General features: G+C 73.9%; 14 protein-coding genes. 7 read left to right on the plus strand and 7 right to left on the minus strand.

Going from position 1 to position 16,998, the window contains the following annotated elements:
* Positions 1 to 114: 114 nt before the first annotated feature.
* Positions 115 to 960 (plus strand): GDSL-type esterase/lipase family protein, encoded by an 846-nt coding sequence (locus VKK44_RS18195; RefSeq protein WP_343442299.1) that lies wholly within the window; start codon positions 115 to 117, stop codon positions 958 to 960.
* Positions 961 to 975: 15 nt separating this feature from the next.
* On the opposite strand, the gene VKK44_RS18200 is transcribed toward VKK44_RS18195, so the two are convergent.
* From VKK44_RS18200 to VKK44_RS18210, 3 genes are all read right to left on the minus strand, one after another.
* Positions 976 to 1,719 (minus strand): EcsC family protein, encoded by a 744-nt coding sequence (locus VKK44_RS18200; RefSeq protein ID WP_343442300.1) that lies wholly within the window; start codon positions 1,717 to 1,719, stop codon positions 976 to 978.
* A 37-nt stretch (positions 1,720 to 1,756) separates the two neighbouring features.
* The gene (locus VKK44_RS18205) at positions 1,757 to 1,906 is read right to left on the minus strand and encodes a hypothetical protein (RefSeq protein WP_281939450.1); all 150 of its coding nucleotides are present in this window, start codon (positions 1,904 to 1,906) and stop codon (positions 1,757 to 1,759) included.
* A 93-nt stretch (positions 1,907 to 1,999) separates the two neighbouring features.
* On the minus strand, positions 2,000 to 2,863 hold the full coding sequence (locus VKK44_RS18210; protein ID WP_343442301.1) for a peptidase M23: 864 nt from the start codon (positions 2,861 to 2,863) through the stop codon (positions 2,000 to 2,002).
* Positions 2,864 to 3,252: 389 nt separating this feature from the next.
* On the opposite strand from VKK44_RS18210, the gene VKK44_RS18215 reads away from it, so the two are divergent.
* From VKK44_RS18215 to VKK44_RS18225, 3 genes are read left to right on the plus strand one after another with little or no spacing between them, the layout of a single operon-like run.
* On the plus strand, positions 3,253 to 4,173 hold the full coding sequence (locus tag VKK44_RS18215; RefSeq protein ID WP_343442302.1) for a proteasome assembly chaperone family protein: 921 nt from the start codon (positions 3,253 to 3,255) through the stop codon (positions 4,171 to 4,173).
* A gap of 37 nt (positions 4,174 to 4,210) precedes the next feature.
* A complete protein-coding gene (locus tag VKK44_RS18220; RefSeq protein ID WP_343442303.1) occupies positions 4,211 to 5,008 on the plus strand; it encodes an exodeoxyribonuclease III in 798 nt (265 codons plus the stop codon).
* 20 nt (positions 5,009 to 5,028) lie between these two features.
* Positions 5,029 to 5,349 carry an antibiotic biosynthesis monooxygenase family protein gene (locus VKK44_RS18225; protein WP_343442304.1) on the plus strand — a complete coding sequence of 107 codons (321 nt, stop codon included), beginning with the start codon at positions 5,029 to 5,031 and terminating at the stop codon, positions 5,347 to 5,349.
* 414 nt (positions 5,350 to 5,763) lie between these two features.
* Here VKK44_RS18225 and VKK44_RS18230 read toward each other — a convergent pair whose 3' ends face one another.
* Both VKK44_RS18230 and VKK44_RS18235 read right to left on the minus strand, forming a co-directional pair.
* Positions 5,764 to 6,363: a class F sortase gene (locus VKK44_RS18230; RefSeq protein ID WP_343442305.1), complete on the minus strand. Its 600-nt coding sequence runs from the start codon at positions 6,361 to 6,363 to the stop codon at positions 5,764 to 5,766.
* 482 nt (positions 6,364 to 6,845) lie between these two features.
* Positions 6,846 to 7,403 (minus strand): hypothetical protein, encoded by a 558-nt coding sequence (locus VKK44_RS18235; RefSeq protein ID WP_343442306.1) that lies wholly within the window; start codon positions 7,401 to 7,403, stop codon positions 6,846 to 6,848.
* A gap of 150 nt (positions 7,404 to 7,553) precedes the next feature.
* On the opposite strand from VKK44_RS18235, the gene trmB reads away from it, so the two are divergent.
* Positions 7,554 to 8,180: a tRNA (guanosine(46)-N7)-methyltransferase TrmB gene (gene trmB, locus VKK44_RS18240; RefSeq protein ID WP_343447809.1), complete on the plus strand. Its 627-nt coding sequence runs from the start codon at positions 7,554 to 7,556 to the stop codon at positions 8,178 to 8,180.
* Between the two features lie 89 nt (positions 8,181 to 8,269).
* Entirely contained in the window at positions 8,270 to 10,774 is a 2,505-nt protein-coding gene (locus tag VKK44_RS18245; protein ID WP_343442307.1) for a DEAD/DEAH box helicase, read from the plus strand.
* Between the two features lie 78 nt (positions 10,775 to 10,852).
* Here VKK44_RS18245 and VKK44_RS18250 read toward each other — a convergent pair whose 3' ends face one another.
* On the minus strand, positions 10,853 to 15,766 hold the full coding sequence (locus VKK44_RS18250; RefSeq protein WP_343442308.1) for a VCBS repeat-containing protein: 4,914 nt from the start codon (positions 15,764 to 15,766) through the stop codon (positions 10,853 to 10,855).
* 45 nt (positions 15,767 to 15,811) lie between these two features.
* The gene (locus VKK44_RS18255; RefSeq protein WP_343442309.1) at positions 15,812 to 16,054 is read right to left on the minus strand and encodes an ABC transporter permease; all 243 of its coding nucleotides are present in this window, start codon (positions 16,052 to 16,054) and stop codon (positions 15,812 to 15,814) included.
* A 209-nt stretch (positions 16,055 to 16,263) separates the two neighbouring features.
* Here VKK44_RS18255 and VKK44_RS18260 point away from each other — a divergent pair, with 209 nt between their 5' ends.
* A complete protein-coding gene (locus VKK44_RS18260) occupies positions 16,264 to 16,911 on the plus strand; it encodes a hypothetical protein (protein WP_343442310.1) in 648 nt (215 codons plus the stop codon).
* The last annotated feature ends 87 nt before the right edge of the window (positions 16,912 to 16,998 follow it).

Raw genomic sequence — 16,998 nt, forward strand, 5'->3', positions numbered from 1 at the left:
ACACCCATGTGAACGACGGGTGTCGATGAAAGAAAGTCGACAGACCTTCCGTCCGGACAGCCGAGGCGCATAGGGTCGACGCGCCGCTTCGTGCCACCGGACGGGGGAACCCGCATGCCTCGACGCTGGATCGCCGCGCTCGCCTGCGTCGCGGCGCTGGTGGCGCTGGCCTGCGACGGCTCCGGCTCGGCGTCGCCCCGCCCGTCCGACACCCCCCGGCCCGGTGACCCCCGGGTGCTGGCCGCGCTCGGCGACTCGGTCACCACCGGTTTCGGCTCCTGCCTGGTGCTGGTGAGCTGCGAACGCAACTCCTGGTCGAGCGGGGACAGCCTGCGGGTGGAGAGCGTCTACCGGCGGCTGCGCGCGGACGCGCCGGCGCTGCGGGCGTACAACCGGGCGGTGCCCGGGGCCCGCGCGGCCGGGCTCGCCGACCAGGCCCGGAGCGCGGTACGCGACAAGGCGGACCTGGTCACCGTGCTGATCGGGCCGAACGACGTGTGCCGGGCCGGGGTCGACGCGATGACCCCGGTCGCCACGTTCCGGGACCAGGTCGACACGGCGCTGGCGGTGCTGCGCAAGGGCCGGCCCAAGGCGCGGGTGCTGGTGGTCAGCATCCCGGACCTCTACCGCCTCTGGCAGCTCGGGCACACCGAGTCACGGGCCGTCCGGGCCTGGTCGCGCGGCGTCTGCCCGGCGCTGCTGGCCGACGCCACGTCGACCGCGCCGGCCGCGACGGCCCGCCGGGCCAAGGTCAAGGCCCGGATCGAGGCGTACGACGACGAACTGCGCGCCGCCTGTCGCGCGTACGGCTCACGCTGCCGCTGGGACGGCGGCGCGGTGCACCGGCACCGGTTCAGCCTGGACCAGGTGAACGCGCTGGACTGGTTCCACCCGAACGCGGCCGGCCAGGGCCGGCTGGCCGAGGTGGCCTGGAACGCCTCCGGCTGGGCCCGCGACTGAGACCGACCGACCCGGTCAGGGTTGGCGCGGGCCCGGGAGCTGCCGGGGGCCGGCCACCCGGTAGAGCGCGCGGGCCCGGTCGGCGAGTTCCTTGGTGGCCGACGAGTTTGCCCAGGTGCCGAGGATGATCGCGGCACCGGGGACGACCTTGGCGAACATCCGCTTGGCGGCGCGGACCCCGGCCATCCGGGCCAGCCGCACGCCGAGCTGGAGCATCACCCGGCCCAGCGCCCGGTTGCCGGCGGAGCCGAACAACGCGCCGGCGCGTTCCCGGCCGGCGGCCACGCCCAGCGCCAGCCGGGCGGTCTCGGCGGCCTTGTGCACCCGCTGGAGCACCAGCAGGTCGGTGGCCCGGTCGGGGTGCGTCGGGTCGACGCCGTACGCGGCGGCCACGTGCAGCACCAGCCGGGCCTGGGTCCAGGCCAGCACGCCCACGTCGATCACCGCGCCGGGCAGCCCGGCGGCGCCGGAGACCGCACCGGAGAGCCGGGCGTGGTTGACGAACTTGCGCACCGCCTGGTCGGCCACCTGCTCGGGGGGTGCGTCCGGCCGCTCCGCCCGCGCCCGGGCGGCCCACTGCGCGGCCTCGGGGCCGAGCCGGCGCACCGCCTCCAGCGCCAGGTGCTCCGGCGCGTACTGCGGGTCCTCCCGCATCCGGTCCCACAGCGTGGCCGGCGGCGCTTCGGGCGCCTCCACCGGCGGGACCGGGGCGGCGGGGACGGCGTTGGGCTCCCCGTCGACGGGGGCGGGGTCGGTCACGGGACGCTCCGGGGCTCGTACGGCGGGGGTGGGCCGGTCAGCGGCGGCGGGTCGACGACAGCCGGGTGGCGAGCTGCCGTAGCCGGGCCTGGTTCTCCGGCTTGGCGATCTCGCGCCGACCCCGGTCGACCAACTGCTGACCACGCGGCGACCGCAGGAAGGTGGTGATCCGTTGCATCAGCGACATGGCGTCCTCCTGTTTGCGGTCCCCCTCATGTGTACCTGGAACCGGCAACCTCCCTGGTACCCGAACCGCCCGTCCGGCAACCGTCCGGTTCGGTCAGCCGAGAACTTCCGCCACCACCTCGCCGGCCAGCCACTCGTGCTGGGCGTACGCGTCGGGGAACGCCGAGATCTGCACCGCCTGGGCGGCGACCGACAGCGGCAGGTCCTGCCATCCGGGGATCTCCTCCAGCGCGGCGAGGAACGCCTGGGTCGCGTACTCCGGGTCCATCAGCTGGGCGACGGTGCCCCAGCCGCTGCTCGGCCGCTGCTGGAACAGCCCGACCGAGTCGTGGTCCCAGCCGACGGCCTGGTGCGGGTAGCTCTGCGACTCGGGCAGCACACCGCTGGCGTAGTTGAGCAGCGTGCTCTCCTGCATCGCGGTGGCCACCGCGATGACCAGCCCACGGCGCGGCACACCCATCTCCCGGCCGGCCCGCACGATCTTCGTGGCGTTGTCCATCTGGGTGCGGGTCAGGCCGGCGACCGGGACGATCCGGCGTGGCTTCGGCTTCGCCTTCGGCGTGGCCTTGACCTTCGGCTTCGGCGTCGCGGACGGGGACAGCGACGGGGACGGGCTGGCGCTCGGGGTGGTCGGGGTGGTCGGGGCGGCGCTCGGACGGGCCAGGCCGCGGGAGGCCGCGTCCAGCGCCGCGCGCTCGGCCAGCTCCACGGCGGGGGCGGGCTTGGCGGCGCGGTCCGGGGCGCCGAGGCCGAGCTGGCTGACGCCGACCAGGCCGAGGCAGCAGGCCGTGCCGGCGGCGACCGCCAGCCGGGCGCGGGGGTTCAGCAGCGCCCGCAGGCGGGTACCCCGGGTACCCGTCGAGGCAGTGGTTGTCCATTCGGTTGACGGGGTATCGTCCAAACGGTCAGCCGGGCGGCCGGGGCTGTTCGGGTCGTCGGGGGTGCCGTTGTCACGCATCCGACGAGGCTAGACAGGGCAAATAGGGATCACCCAGGTCCAAAGGGTGGCCCTCGCCACACTTCGGTGGCAGGCAGCCGGACATTCGCGTGCGGGCCCACCCACCACGGTGTCGACCTCGCGGAACGGGCCAACCTCCGGTCCGCCACGGAGCCGGCCGGCCCGGGCAGGAAGCACGCAGCCGGCGGCGTCCCGGCCGTTGATCGACTAACTCGTCCGTTCGGGTGACCCGTCGTGGGCCGCCGGACCGAGCCGTGGCCGAATTGTGATCACGCTCCGGGCGGTCGACGGGTCCGTAACGGAATGGACCACTCCCCCCGGTACGTTTGCCGAATCGGGGACGCGTTCGCGCGACGCCCCCCGTACGCGTCGACAGGGAGGACCCACCGGTGCTCGACCCACACGAGCTCTACGAACTCACGGACGAGCTGCCCGACCTCGGCCAGCCGGTGCTGATCCAGGCGCTCACCGGCTTCGTCGACGCCGGCAGCGCCACCCGGCTGGCCCGGGAACAACTGCTCACCTCCCTGGACGCCCGGACGATCGCCCGCTTCGACGTCGACCAGATGTTCGACTACCGCTCCCGCCGGCCGGTGATGACGTTCGTCGAGGACCACTGGGCCGAGTACGACGCCCCGGAACTTGAGCTGCACCTGCTGCACGACGACGACGAGACTCCGTTCCTACTGCTCACCGGCCCCGAGCCGGACCTCCAGTGGGAACGGTTCGTGGCCGCCGTCGCCGGGCTGTCGGCCCGCCTCGACGTCCGGCTCACCGTCGGGCTCAACTCGATCCCGATGGCGGTGCCGCACACCCGGCCCAGCGGCGTCACCGCGCACGCCACCCGGCCGGAGCTGATCGCCGGTCACGAACCCTGGCTCCAGAAGGTGCAGGTGCCGGCCAGCGTCGGGCACCTGCTGGAGTACCGGCTCGGCGAGCAGGGACGCGACGCCCTGGGCTTCGCCGCGCACGTACCGCACTACGTCGCCCAGACCGAGTACCCGGCCGCCGCGGAGGCGCTGCTCGCCGCCGTCTCCAAGGGCACCGGGCTGCTGCTGCCCCGCGACGGGCTGCGGACCGCGGCCGAGTCGATCCGGGTGGAGATCGACCGCCAGGTGGCCCAGACCGAGGAGGCGGCCACGCTCGTGCAGGCGTTGGAGGAGCAGTACGACACGTTCGCCCGGGGCCGTGGCGAGAAGAGCCTGCTCGCCACCGAGACCGGCCCGCTGCCCAGCGCCGACGAGCTCGGCGCCGAGCTGGAACGCTTCCTCGCCGAGCAGACCCGCCCGGGCGACACCCCGGAACGCTGACCGGGCGGGACGGGCCGGGATGCGGCAGGCTGGAGCCATGCGCCTGGCGACCTGGAACGTCAACTCGGTGAAGGCCCGCCTGCCCCGGCTGCTCGACTGGCTGGGCGGCACGAAGCCCGACGTCGTCTGCCTCCAGGAGACGAAGTGCCCGGACGGGGCATTCCCGGTCGCCGAGGTCGGCGCGCTGGGTTACGAGGTGGCCAGCCACAGCGACGGACGGTGGAACGGCGTGGCCGTGCTGTCCCGGGTCGGGCTGGCCGACGTGGCGGTCGGCTTCCCCGGTGAACCCGGGTTCCCCGCGCCCGAGGCCCGCGCCATCGCCGCCACCTGCGACGGCGTGCGGGTCTGGTCGGTGTACGTGCCGAACGGCCGCGCCCCGGACGACCCGCACTACGCGTACAAGCTGGCCTGGTTCGCGGCGCTGCGCGACGCGCTGGAGCCGGAGGTGGCCGCCGCCCTGCCGCTCGCCGTCTGCGGTGACTTCAACGTCGCGCCGACCGACGCCGACGTCTGGGACCCGGCGCTGTTCGCCACCTCCACCCACGTCACGCCGGCCGAACGGGCCGCCCTGGCCGCGCTGCGCGACCTGGGTCTGGAGGACGTGGTGCCCACCCCGATGAAGGGGCCGCACCCCTACACCTACTGGGACTACCGGGCCGGCATGTTCCACCAGAACAAGGGCATGCGGATCGACCTGGTGTACGCCACCGCGCCGTTCGCCCGCGCGGTCCGCTCCGCGTACGTGGACCGGGAGGCCCGCAAAGGCAAGGGCCCCTCCGACCACGCCCCGATCGTGGTCGACGCCGACCTGACGCCCACCGTCGAGGCGTTCTGAGTCACCGTAGGCTGGACGGCATGGCAGTCGTGAAGATCAACGCGATCGACGTCCCGCCCGGTGCCGGCGAGGAACTGGAGAAGCGGTTCGCGGCCCGGGCCGGCGCGGTGGAGAACTCCCCCGGCTTCCTCGGCTTCGAGCTGCTCCGCCCGGTCGCCGGCGAGACCCGGTACTTCGTCTACACCCGCTGGGAGACGGAGGAGGCGTACCAGGCGTGGGCGCAGGGCTCGTCCCGCGCCGCGCACGCCTCCCCCGAGGGTGCCGAGCCCCGCAAGCCGGTGGCCACCGGCGCCAGCCTCCTGGAGTTCGAGGTGGCCCTCCAGGTCCCCCACACCCCCTGACCTCGGCCCCGCCCGCCCCGCCAGCGGGTGGAACACCATGGACACCCGTGCCGTTCCACTCGTGCCCCACCCTGCCCGTGAGTGGAACGGTGCGGGTGTGTCACGGCCCGGTAGACACCCATGACGTTCCACCCGTCCGCTCGGCCACCCGCTCGCGCCCAACGGCCCGACCGGTAGGAGTGGGCGCGTGATCAAGGAGTTCACGTCACCCCGGAGATCCGACTCCGACACAAACCCCTTGATCACGCACAGGGAGGGTCCGGTCGGGCGGGCGAGTCCGGTGAACGTCGATGGTGCGAGGGCCTCGAAGATTTGAACAGCGGGGCGGTAGCCAGAACCTGAGGACCCGTCGTTTGCGCAGGTGCCGCCCCCGGAGGGCCGATTCGCACCAAGATCTCGCGGGCGGAACCCGGGTCAGGGGGTGCGGGTGGCGAAGACGATCACGTTGTCCTCGTAGCCGGTGCGACCGCCGAGCCACGTGCCGCCGCAAGTGATCAGCCGAAGCTCGGCCGGGCCGGAGTCGCCGTAGACCCGGGCGGCGGGCAGTTTCGCCTTGTCGAAGTACTCCACGCTGTCGACGGTGAACGACACCACGCTCCGGTCCGCGCGGGTCACCCGGATCAGGGCGCCCGGCTTGAGCTGGCGGAGCCGGTAGAACACGGCCGGCCCGCTCTTGCTGTCGACGTGACCGACGATGATCGCCCGTCCCGGCTCCCCCGGCACCGCGCCCCGGTTGTACCAGCCGGTCTGGTCGGTCTCGGTCAGCGGCGGCACGTCCACCGACCCGTCCTGCGCCTGACCGACCGGCGTGACCGGAGCGTCGATCTTGATGGCCGGCACGGACAGGCGGACCGGCCGGCCGACCGGCTTCCGCGCCGGCGCGGGGGCCGAGGCCGGCGGGGGTGCCACCGCGCTCGACCCGGCAGACGCCTCGGCAAAGTCGAACGGCCCGGCGGTGCGGCCGAGTCCGGCCCCGACGGCGAACACGCCGACCAGCACCAGCACCACGGCCAACGGCTTCGACCAGGGGCTCCGGCCGCGGCCCCGCCTCTGCGGAGAGCCCGGCGGCGGACCGGACGACGACCCGCCAACAGGCGGCGGACCGGACGGCGACCCGCTGGCGGGAGGCGGACCGGCCGGTCGGGAGCGCACGGGGGGCGGCCCGGCCACGGGCGGGTTCCACGGCCGGGAGGCGGCGGGTGGCGGCATCCACGGTCGCGACCCCGTCGACGACGTCGTGGCCGGACGGGACCCGGCGGGCGGCACCTCGACCGACGACGGCCCGGCCGGGGGCGGACTCCACGGCCCCGAGCCACCGGGGGGTGCGGTGACCGACCGGGAACCGGTGGCCGGCCCGGCAGAACGGAAGCCACCGGAACGCGGCGGGGCGGCGCCGGAACGCGGCGGGGCGGCGGGCGGGGGCAGGGCGAGGAACGGCCAACCGGAGCGCCGGGAACCGGCGGGCGGCGGGGCGGCGTGGTCGGCCATGGCGGGACTCAGCGCCCGGCGGCGTGCCGGCGGGAGGCGGCCACGCCGAGACCGGCGCCGACCATGGTCAGCGCCAGCCCGATCGGCACCAGCAGGCCGCCGAGGCCGGGGCCGGCGGTGCCGCCGAAGCCGGTCGCCGGGCCGCGGCTGGGGAAGTGGCTGGGCGGGTGGCTCGGCGGCCGGGTGGGCTGGGCCCGCTTGACCACCTGGAGCATGGTGGAGGCGGTCTCCCCGCCCGGGCACTCCAGCTTGACCCGGTAGTTGCCCGGCCGGGTGCGCTCGTTGACCATGGGCGAGGCGGTGAGCAGGCCGCGCTGCGGCTGCACCTGGATCTTGCCGAAGGCGTCGGAGGCCACGATCGCGGGCACCGAATTGTCCCGGCAACTGGCCCGGATGCCGACCAGGAAGCCCGGCTCCACAGTGCTCGGGGTGACCTCCACGAAGATCACGTCACCGGCGGGCTGCTCGGGCACCGGTTCGGCCCGGGCGGGCACCGCGCCGAGCAGCGGGAAGGCGCACGCGGCGACCGCTACCAGCAGCGCCGCCCGTCCCCTGACTGACCCCATGACCCCTCCCGGCGTACGGGATGAATCCTCTCACCCCCGGCCGCACCTCACATCCGTTCGGCCGCGACGGTCGCGTAGGCTCGGGTCGCTGTGACCACCACCGACGTCTCCACCGCCCGCATCCGCACCTTCCATCCGCGTCGCGGACGGATGAGTGACCGGCAGCGCGACGCGCTCACCCGGCTCTGGCCCGCGTACGGCCTGGAGATCGCCGCCCTCGACGGGCCGTGCGATCCGGCGGCGCTGTTCGGACGGCGGGCGCCGCTGGTGCTGGAGATCGGCTCCGGCATGGGCGACGCCACCGCCGCGATGGCGGCGGCCGACCCGAGCCGACACTATCTGGCGGTCGAGGTGCACACGCCGGGAATCGCCAACCTGCTGGAGCTGGTGGAGCGGCACCGGCTGGACAACGTCCGGGTGGCCGAGGGCGACGCGTTGGACCTGGTCCGGGCCATGCCCGAGGGGTGCCTCGACGCGGTGCACGTCTACTTCCCGGACCCGTGGCCGAAGACCCGGCACCACAAGCGGCGGATCATCGCGCCGGCGCACGTGGCGCTGCTGCGGTCCCGGCTGGCGCCCGGCGGCACGCTGCACTGCGCCACCGACTGGGCCGAGTACGCCGAGTCGATGCGGGCGACGCTGACCGCCGACCCGGAGCTGGTCGACGTGCACGGTGGGTATGCTCCCCGCCCGGTGCACCGGCCGGTGACCAAGTTCGAGCGGCGGGCGCTGGCCGCCGGCCGGGACGTCTTCGACCTGATCCACCGGCGGCGCTGAAGCCGGGGCGCTGAACCGGGGGCGCTGACGCCGCAGCGCTGAACCCGGTTGGCGCGGCAGGGCACCGCCCAGGCACGATGGGAGCCGCCATGACTCTCACCGCCGCGCTGCCGAAGACCGCCGACCCCGACACGCTCTACGACGCGTTCGCCTCCTGGGCGTCCGAGCGCGGTCTCGACCTCTACCCCCACCAGGAGGAGGCGGTCATCGAGATCGTCTCCGGCGCGAACGTGATCATGAATACGCCGACCGGCTCGGGCAAGAGCCTGGTGGCGGTCGCGGCGCACTTCGCGGCGCTGGCCGACGACCGGACGACGTTCTACACCGCGCCGATCAAGGCGCTGGTGTCGGAGAAGTTCTTCGCGCTCTGCGAGGTCTTCGGCGCGGAGAACGTCGGCATGCTGACCGGCGACGCCAGCGTCAACGCGGACGCCCCGATCATCTGCTGCACCGCGGAGATCCTGGCCAACCTGGCGCTGCGGGAGGGCCGCCGCGCCGACGTCGGCCAGGTGATCATGGACGAGTTCCACTTCTACGCCGAGCCCGACCGGGGCTGGGCCTGGCAGGTGCCGATCATCGAGCTGCCGCAGGCCCAGTTCGTGCTGATGTCGGCCACGCTCGGCGACACCGCCCGCTTCGTCGACGACCTGACCCGGCGCACCGGCCGGCCGACCGCCGTCGTCCGCTCGGCCGAGCGACCGGTCCCGCTCCTCTTCTCGTACGCGACCACGCCGCTGCATGAGACGCTCGAAGAGCTGCTGGAGACCAAGCAGGCCCCGGTGTACGTGGTGCACTTCACCCAGGCCGCCGCGCTGGAACGCGCCCAGGCGCTGATGAGCGTGAACGTCTGCACCCGCGCCGAGAAGGACCTGATCGCCACCGCGATCGGCAACTTCCGGTTCACCTCCGGCTTCGGCAAGACGCTGTCCCGGCTGGTCCGGCACGGCATCGGCGTGCACCACGCCGGCATGCTCCCGAAGTACCGCCGCCTGGTGGAGACGCTCGCCCAGGCCGGCCTGCTCAAGGTCATCTGCGGTACGGACACGCTCGGCGTCGGCATCAACGTGCCGATCCGCACCGTGCTCTTCACCGGCCTGAGCAAGTACGACGGCATCCGCACCCGGCTGCTCAAGGCGCGCGAGTTCCACCAGATCGCCGGCCGGGCCGGACGGGCCGGCTTCGACACCATCGGCCGGGTCGTGGTGCAGGCGCCCGAGCACGTGATCGAGAACGAGAAGGCGCTCGCGAAGGCCGGCGACGACCCGAAGAAGCGCCGCAAGGTGGTGAAGAAGAAGCCGCCGGAGGGCTCCATCGGCTGGGGCGAGCCGACGTTCCAGCGCCTGGTCGAGGCCGAGCCGGAGCCGCTCACCTCCAGCTTCCAGGTCAGCCACTCGATGCTGCTCAACGTGATCGGCCGCCCCGGCGACGCGTTCGCCTCGATGCGGCACCTGCTCACCGACAACCACGAGGACCCGGCCGCCCAGCGGCGGCACATCCGCCGCGCCATCGCCATCTACCGGGCGCTGCGCGCCGGCGGCGTGGTCGAGGAGCTGCCCGAGCCGGACGAGGCGGGCCGCCGGGTGCGCCTCACCGTCGACCTCCAGCTCGACTTCGCGCTCAACCAGCCGCTGTCGCCGCTCGCGCTGGCCACCATCGAGCTGCTCGACCGGGAGTCCCCGGCGTACGCGCTGGACGTGCTCAGCGTGATCGAGGCGATCCTCGACAACCCGCGGCAGATCCTCTCCGCGCAGCAGTTCAAGGCCCGCGGCGAGGCGGTCGCCGCGATGAAGGCCGAGGGCATCGAGTACGAGGCCCGCCTGGAGCTGCTCGACGAGGTGACCTGGCCGAAGCCGCTCGCCGAACTGCTGACCGGCGCGTACGAGATGTACCGGCAGGGCCACCCCTGGGTCGCCGACCACGAGCTCGCGCCGAAGTCCGTGGTCCGGGACATGTACGAGCGGGCCATGACGTTCCCGGAGTACGTCCAGTTCTACGGCCTGTCCCGGTCCGAGGGGCTGGTGCTGCGCTACCTCGCGGACGCGTACAAGACGCTGCGGCAGACCGTGCCGGAGGACGCCAAGACCGAGGAACTGGTCGACCTCATCGAGTGGCTGGGCGAGCTGGTCCGCCAGGTCGACTCCAGCCTGATCGACGAGTGGGAGCGGCTGCGCAACCCGTCCGACGTGGCCGAGGTCGCCGCCTCGCTGGACGACCGGCCGCCGGCGGTGACCCGCAACGCGCGGGCGTTCCGGGTGCTGGTGCGCAACGCGCTGTTCCGCCGCGTCGAGCTGGCCGCCCTGCGTCGCTGGGACCTGCTCGCCGAGCTGGATGCCGGGGACGGCTGGCACGCGGACGCGTGGGCGGACGCGCTGGAGCCGTACTTCGAGGCGTACGACTCGATCGGGGTGGGGCCGGACGCGCGCGGGCCGGCGCTGCTGATGATCGAGCAGGGCCGGGAGCGGTGGACCGTACGCCAGATCCTGGACGACCCCGACGGCGACCACGACTGGGGCATCAGCGCGGAGGTGGACCTGGCCGCCTCGGACGAGGTGGGCGCGGCGGTGGTCCGGGTCACCGACGTCGGCCAGCTCTGACCCGACTCGGCCGGCCTGGCCTTTTCCTGGCCGAGCCGGCCGCTGCCGGGCTGAGCCAGCGGGTGTCGGGCCGACGGGTCAGCCGACGCCGTCGGGCGGGGTGAGGTCGGCGGCGTCGACGACGGCGGTCCGGCCGTCGTCGAAGGTGACCGCCGCGCGGCCGTCCGGCCGGGCCTGCGCGGTGCCGACCCGCCCGTCAGGGGTCCGGACCGGGGTACGGCGCGGCTCGGGCGACGCGTCGGCGAACCGGGCGGGAGTGGTGCCGGCCGCCGCGACGCCGGTGGCCGCGAACCCGCTGATCCGCACGATGCTCCGCCCGGCGAACGACACGTAGAGCGCCGGGTCGGCCGGGTTCGAGATCGGGTCGTAGTAGCAGTTCGCCGGCCGGCCCCGGAGCGCGCCGGTGTCGAGCAGTCGCGTCCAGTGCTGCCCGTCGGCGGTGGTGAACGCGCCGGCCAGGCCGACCGCGAAGCGCCGCCCGGGGTCGGTGGCGTCGAACTGCATGTCGCTGAGGATGCCGCCGTAGTGGTCGCCCTGGCCGTCGGCGTCCTCGTCGCGGTCGACCTCGATCCGGCCGCCGCAGGTGAGCATCTGCTCCAGGGCGGTGTCGACCTGCCAGGTGACGCCGCCGTCGTCGGAGCGTCGCACGTGGTCGCGGTCCAGCAGGTACAGCAGCCGGGGCCGGTACGGGTCGACGAAGAAGCGGCGGGCCTCGCCGGCACCCCCGCCGGGGACGAGTTGCTGCCAGGCGGCCATGCCCCCGGTCCACGTCCAGAGCCGGCGCGCGGCGTCGCCGCCGACGTAGAACACCGTGTCGCGATGCCCGCCGGACGCCTGCACGAGGCCGACGTTCGGGTCCGGCAGGAACGGCCCCTGCTGGGTGAACGGCCCGCTGGGGCCGGCGCCGAGGCCGGGGATGACGAACAGCGGACGGGGCGCGAACGTGCCGTCGCCCCTGTTGACGGCGACGAGCACGCCGGCCTCCCCGAAGCCGACCAGGTCGGCGTGGCCGGTGGTGGCGACGTCCGCGACGAACCGGGGATGCCGATCCACCCGCCAGCCGCCGGCCTGGTAACCGAAGTCGGCCAGCACCGGGGTCGGCGTGAACGCGAACGAACCGTCGCCCTGGCTGCGGGCGACGTAGACCCCGGCATCGCCGAACCCGACGATGTCCGCCCGACCGTCGCCGGTCAGATCCGCGGGCACCCGGACGTGCCGCTCCACCCGCCAGCCGCAGTTGAACCCCAGGTCGGCGAGCACGAACCGCGGGTCGGCGAACGTGCCGTCGCCGTTGTTCAACGCCACCCACACGCCGTCGTCGCCGAACCCGACGATGTCCGCCTTCCCGTCCCCGGTCACGTCCACCGCGAACCGCGGGTGCCGCTCCACCCGCCACCCACCCGCCGCGTACCCGAACCCCGCCACCACCGGCACCGGGTTGAACGCGAACGAACCGTCGCCCTGACTCAACGCCACGTACACCCCGGCGTCCCCGAACGCCACGATGTCGGCCTTCCCGTCACCGGTCAGATCCGCCAGCACCCGGACGTGCTTCTCCACCCGCCAACCGGAGTCGAACCCCAGATCGGCCAGCACGAACCGCGGCTCGGCGAACGTGCCGTCCCCGTGGTTCACCGCCACCCACACCCCGTCATCGCCGAACCCGACGACGTCCGCCTTCCCGTCCCCGGTCACATCCACCGCGAACCGCGGATGCCGGTCCACCCGCCAGCCACCCGCCGCGTACCCGAACCCCGCCACCGCCGGCACCGGCGAGAACGCGAACGTGCCGTCACCGTTGCCCAGAGCGGTGTAGACACCCGCGTCCCCGAACGCCACGATGTCGGCCCGCCCGTCACCGGTCAGATCCGCCGACACCCGCACGTGCTTGTCCACCCGCCAACCGGAGTCGTAGCCCAGGTCCGCCAGCACGAACCGCGGGTCGGCGAACGAGCCGCCGGACGTGCTCAACGCCGTCCACACGCCCGCGTCGCCGAAGCCGACGATGTCGGCGTGGCCGTCCGCCGTCAGGTCGGCGAGCAGGCGGGGATGCCGGTCCACCCGCCAGCCGCCGGGCGTGTCCCAGTCCGTGCGCTTCGTGACGCCGCGGAGGTTCCGGACGCGCAGCAGCACGGCCAGGTTGTTCGGGAACGAGCCCAGATCCGGGGAGGAGAAGTTGCCGAAGAAGCGGATGAAGACGTGGTCGTCGGGCTGCGGGTCGTCGCCGGGCAGGCCGGGCACGACCGGGCGGTACCCGCGGATGACGAACGGGCTGGTCGCGTTCCAGATCGTCGACCCGGGGCGCAGCGGCGGACCCGGGATCATCTGCCGGTGCGAGGTGCTGGTGACGTCCGGGAGCTCACCGGCGTCCGCGCCGTACACGGCCAGTGTCTGCCCGGTGCCGCCGACCGCGAACTCGCCGTCGGTGTTCCACCGTGGCGTGAAGACCAGCATCTGCGACGGCCGCAGCGGGTCGGCGAAGGAGCAGTCGTTGTCGCCGCCGCCGTAGTCCTGCGGTCGCCACGTCCGCCCGCCGTCGGGCGACGCGAAGCCGTCGTTGTCACCGGTGTTCAGCGAGATGACCGGGCCCCGGCCGGGCAGCGCGAGGCCGGCGACGTTCACCACGGAGAGCGTGCCGATGCTGCCGGCGGCGTGGAAGTGCCGGCCGCCGTCGGTGCTGCGGAAGACGCCGCCGTCACTCGCCATCCAGACGGTGCCGGCGGTCGGCGCGTACGCACCGTCGGAGAACGTGGCCGCGAAGTCGCCGGAGAGGAAGACGCCGTGCAGGTCGACGTGGGCGTGCTGGCCGTCGTCGAGTTCCTGCCAGTCGGCGGCGGAGGTCGGGTCGAGCGGCGACGCGAACACCTTGGCGCGTTGCGGCCCGTAGAACAGCACCTCGCCGTGGCCGGGCCGGGTGGCGGCGACGAACACGTTGCCGCTGTACTGCTGGCCCAGCGTCGGCAGCGGCACCGGCGTCCACCGCGCCGCGCCGGTCTGCGCGAACCGGGCGTAGTCGCCGCGCCAGAGCTGGGGCGGCACCAGGTTGGCGTTGCCGGTGGCGAACACCTCCAGCGGCGAGCGCGGGGAGACCACCATGACGCGCTCGTTGGGCGCGTTCGACAGGCCCGTCGCGCCGCCGACGGTGGTGGGGACCGGGCCGGCGTCGCGGACCCAGGTCACACCGGCGTCGACGGAGACGAAGACCTGCCCGCTGGCCAGCGCGTACACGGTCGGGGGTCGGAGGCTGCCCACGGGCGTCTCGGCGACCGCCACGTGGTTCACCGGTTGGAGTCCACCGCCGGGCCGGCGCAGCACGTCGGCGAACGTGGCCCCGCCGTCGGTGCTGACCGCCAGCGCGCTGCCGCCGGCGGCGTAGACCAGGTTGGCGGTGCCCGGCGCCCAGACGAGCTGGCCGGCCCCGGGCAGCCGCGCCTGGCCGGCGCCCCGGGGGAACGTGTGCACGCGGGCCCAGGTCGCCCCCCGGTCGCTGGAGCGCCAGACGCCGGCGTCCTGCGACTCCCGGTCGCTCTGCGCCAGGGCGAGGACGGTCGCCTCGGCGCCGAAGTTGGGCAGCACGAAGCGGGGCGGGTCGAAACCGGTCCCGTTGGCGAGGCTGACGTAGACGCCGGCGTCGCCGAACCCGACGACGTCGGCGCGACCGTCGCCGGTCACGTCGACCAGGAACCGGGGATGCTTCTCCACCCGCCAACCCTGGTCGTGGCCGAAGTCGGCGACCGCCAGTCGGCGTGGCGCGAAGGTGCCGTCGCCGTTGTTGCGGGCGAGGTGGACGCCGGCGTTGCCGAAGCCGACCAGGTCGGCGTGCCCGGCGCTGGTCACGTCCGCGACCAGGCGGGGATGCCGCTCGACCCGCCAGCCACCGGCGGCGTAGCCGAAGTCGGCAAGCGTGGGCGTGGGGACGAACGCGAAACTTCCGTCGCCGTTACCGCGGGCGGTGTAGACACCGGCGTCGCCGAAGGCGACGATGTCGGCCCTGCCGTCACCGGTCAGGTCCGCCAGGAACCGGGGGTGCTTCTCCACCCGCCAACCCGCCTGGTAGCCGAGGTCGGCGAGCACGAACCGCGGCGGCGCGAACGTGCCGTCGCCGTTGTTCAACGCCACCCACACCCCGTCGTCGCCGAACCCGACGATGTCCGCCTTCCCGTCCCCGGTGACGTCCACCGCGAAACGGGGATGCCGGTCCACCCGCCAACCACCGGCCTGCGCCCCGAAGCCCGGCACCGCCGGCACCGGCGTGAACGCGAACGAGCCATCGCCCTGGCTGAACGCCACGTACACCCCGGCGTCGCCGAACGCCACGATGTCGGCCGTCCCGTCCCCGGTCAGGTCCGCCAGCACCCGGACGTGCTTCTCCACCCGCCAGCCGGAGCTGTAGCCCAGATCGGCCAGCACGAAGCGGGGCGGCGCGAACGTGCCGTCGCCGTTGTTCAACGCCACCCACACCCCGTCGTCGCCGAACCCCACGATGTCGGCCCGACCGTCACCGGTCACGTCCGCCAGGAACCGGGGGTGCCGGTCCACCCGCCAGCCTCCGGCCTGCGCGCCGAAGTCCGCCGACAACAGCCGGGGCGCGGCGAACGTACCGTCGGATCTGCTCGTCGCCGTCCACACGCCGGTGTCGCCGAAGCCGACGATGCCCGCGCCGGGGTCGGCGGAGATCCGGCCGGGCAGGCGGGGGTTGCGCGCGACCGACCAGCGCGCCACGTCCGGCGCGACGGCGATCGAGGTGACGCAGTAGCCGCCGATCGCGCCCGGCACGCCGAACTGGTCGGCGGCCGGCTCCGGTCGGGCGATCTGCGCCCACGACTCGCCGCCGTCCTCGGAGACCCAGAGGTCGCTGGAGAAGGACCCGGCGAAGACCAGCCGGCCGTCGTCGGAGCTGTCGAGCGAGAGCATCCGGCCGGTGGTGAACTGCCCGGACTTGCGGTGTGGTGTGTTGTCCCGGGTGGGACTGACATCGTCGATCCTCGGCACGAGGGCCTCCCGAGCGCCGCTGGTGGTGGCCGGTGCGCCGGCCGGCTACTGCGCGGGCGCCGTCCGACGCCACTCCAGGCGGGCGGAGTCGGCGCACGCGGCGGACAGCACGAACAGGCCGGCGACCAGCAGCCACTCGACCGTGCCGTCGTGGTTGTCGGGCTCGATGCCGAACGCCTCGAGCCAGTCCCTCCGCACCAGCGTCACCAGGAACAGCGCGCCGAACAGCGACGCGGCGGCGAGTTCGACCCAGAACCGGGCCCGGAACCTGCGGGGTGGCGGCTTCATGTCTCGCTCCTCGACGTCGTCCGTCCAGGTCACGGAGGGGGTGACGGCGCTCAGCGTAGGCCGGTGCCGGGCGTGCCGCCGTCGGCTGGACGACACCGCTCGGGAACGTGCGCCATCCGCACGCCGGGAGGGGCCGGAACGCTGGGCGATGTCACACCCGTCGATTAGAATGTATGTACTAAACGAGCTTTTGACCTGGGAGGATGCTCGTGACTGCGCCCACCTCAGCCGCCCCTCTCACCCCCTACGCCACCCTTCTCGGCTTCACCCGCTACGTCGACCGCACCGGCCCCACCAAGGCGACGTTCGTCGGCGGCCTGCGCCGGCAGCGGGCGAGCCGGCACGGCTTCAACCCGCACGGGCAGTTCGTCAAGGCACTCAAGGCCGACGTCGCGTTCCACACCGGCGGCACCCATCTGGCCCAGATCGCCGACCTGGTCAAGCCGCGCTGGCGCCCGCTCTACGAGGCGCTCGTGCCCGGCGCGACCCGCTGGCTGCACTCGCTCGGCGAGCCGACCGGCGTCGACCTGGCCCAGACCCGTGATGCGCTGGCGATGCTGGGCGACCTGCCCGTGAAGATCAATCCGCAGTTCGGCGTGCGTTTCGCCGACGGCCGGGCCGAGGCGGTCCGGCTGCACTTCGACGAGGCGCCGCCGAGCGAGGAGGCGACGCTTGCCACGCTACACCTGATGGCCCGGCACATGGACGCCGTGCTGCCGCACGCCGAGCCGGTGCTGGTCGACGTGCGGCGAGGTGAGGCGCACCGCATGCCGGCCGACGCCAAGCCCGAGCGGATCGAGCAGTGGCTGGCCGGCGAGGCCGCCGCGTTCCGCGCCATCTGGTCCACCGCCGCCTAACCCTCCCCCCTCCCCCTCTCCCGAGCGCGCTGATTCATGGAAAGAGTGGCCATCCAGCGTCGGATGGCCACTCTTTCCGTGCATCTG

The organism is Micromonospora sp. DSM 45708 (genome assembly GCF_039566955.1).
Classification (GTDB): Bacteria; Actinomycetota; Actinomycetes; order Mycobacteriales; family Micromonosporaceae; genus Micromonospora.

Excerpts from the sequence above, each read along its gene's own strand:
- VKK44_RS18195 (WP_343442299.1), top strand. The coding sequence starts at position 115 with ATGCCTCGACGCTGGATCGCCGCGCTCGCCTGCGTCGCGGCGCTGGTG.
- VKK44_RS18205 (WP_281939450.1), bottom strand. The coding sequence starts at position 1,906 with ATGTCGCTGATGCAACGGATCACCACCTTCCTGCGGTCGCCGCGTGGT.
- VKK44_RS18210 (WP_343442301.1), bottom strand. The coding sequence starts at position 2,863 with ATGCGTGACAACGGCACCCCCGACGACCCGAACAGCCCCGGCCGCCCG.
- VKK44_RS18220 (WP_343442303.1), top strand. The coding sequence starts at position 4,211 with ATGCGCCTGGCGACCTGGAACGTCAACTCGGTGAAGGCCCGCCTGCCC.
- VKK44_RS18225 (WP_343442304.1), top strand. The coding sequence starts at position 5,029 with ATGGCAGTCGTGAAGATCAACGCGATCGACGTCCCGCCCGGTGCCGGC.
- VKK44_RS18235 (WP_343442306.1), bottom strand. The coding sequence starts at position 7,403 with ATGGGGTCAGTCAGGGGACGGGCGGCGCTGCTGGTAGCGGTCGCCGCG.
- trmB (WP_343447809.1), top strand. The coding sequence starts at position 7,554 with ATGAGTGACCGGCAGCGCGACGCGCTCACCCGGCTCTGGCCCGCGTAC.
- VKK44_RS18245 (WP_343442307.1), top strand. The coding sequence starts at position 8,270 with ATGACTCTCACCGCCGCGCTGCCGAAGACCGCCGACCCCGACACGCTC.
- VKK44_RS18255 (WP_343442309.1), bottom strand. The coding sequence starts at position 16,054 with ATGAAGCCGCCACCCCGCAGGTTCCGGGCCCGGTTCTGGGTCGAACTC.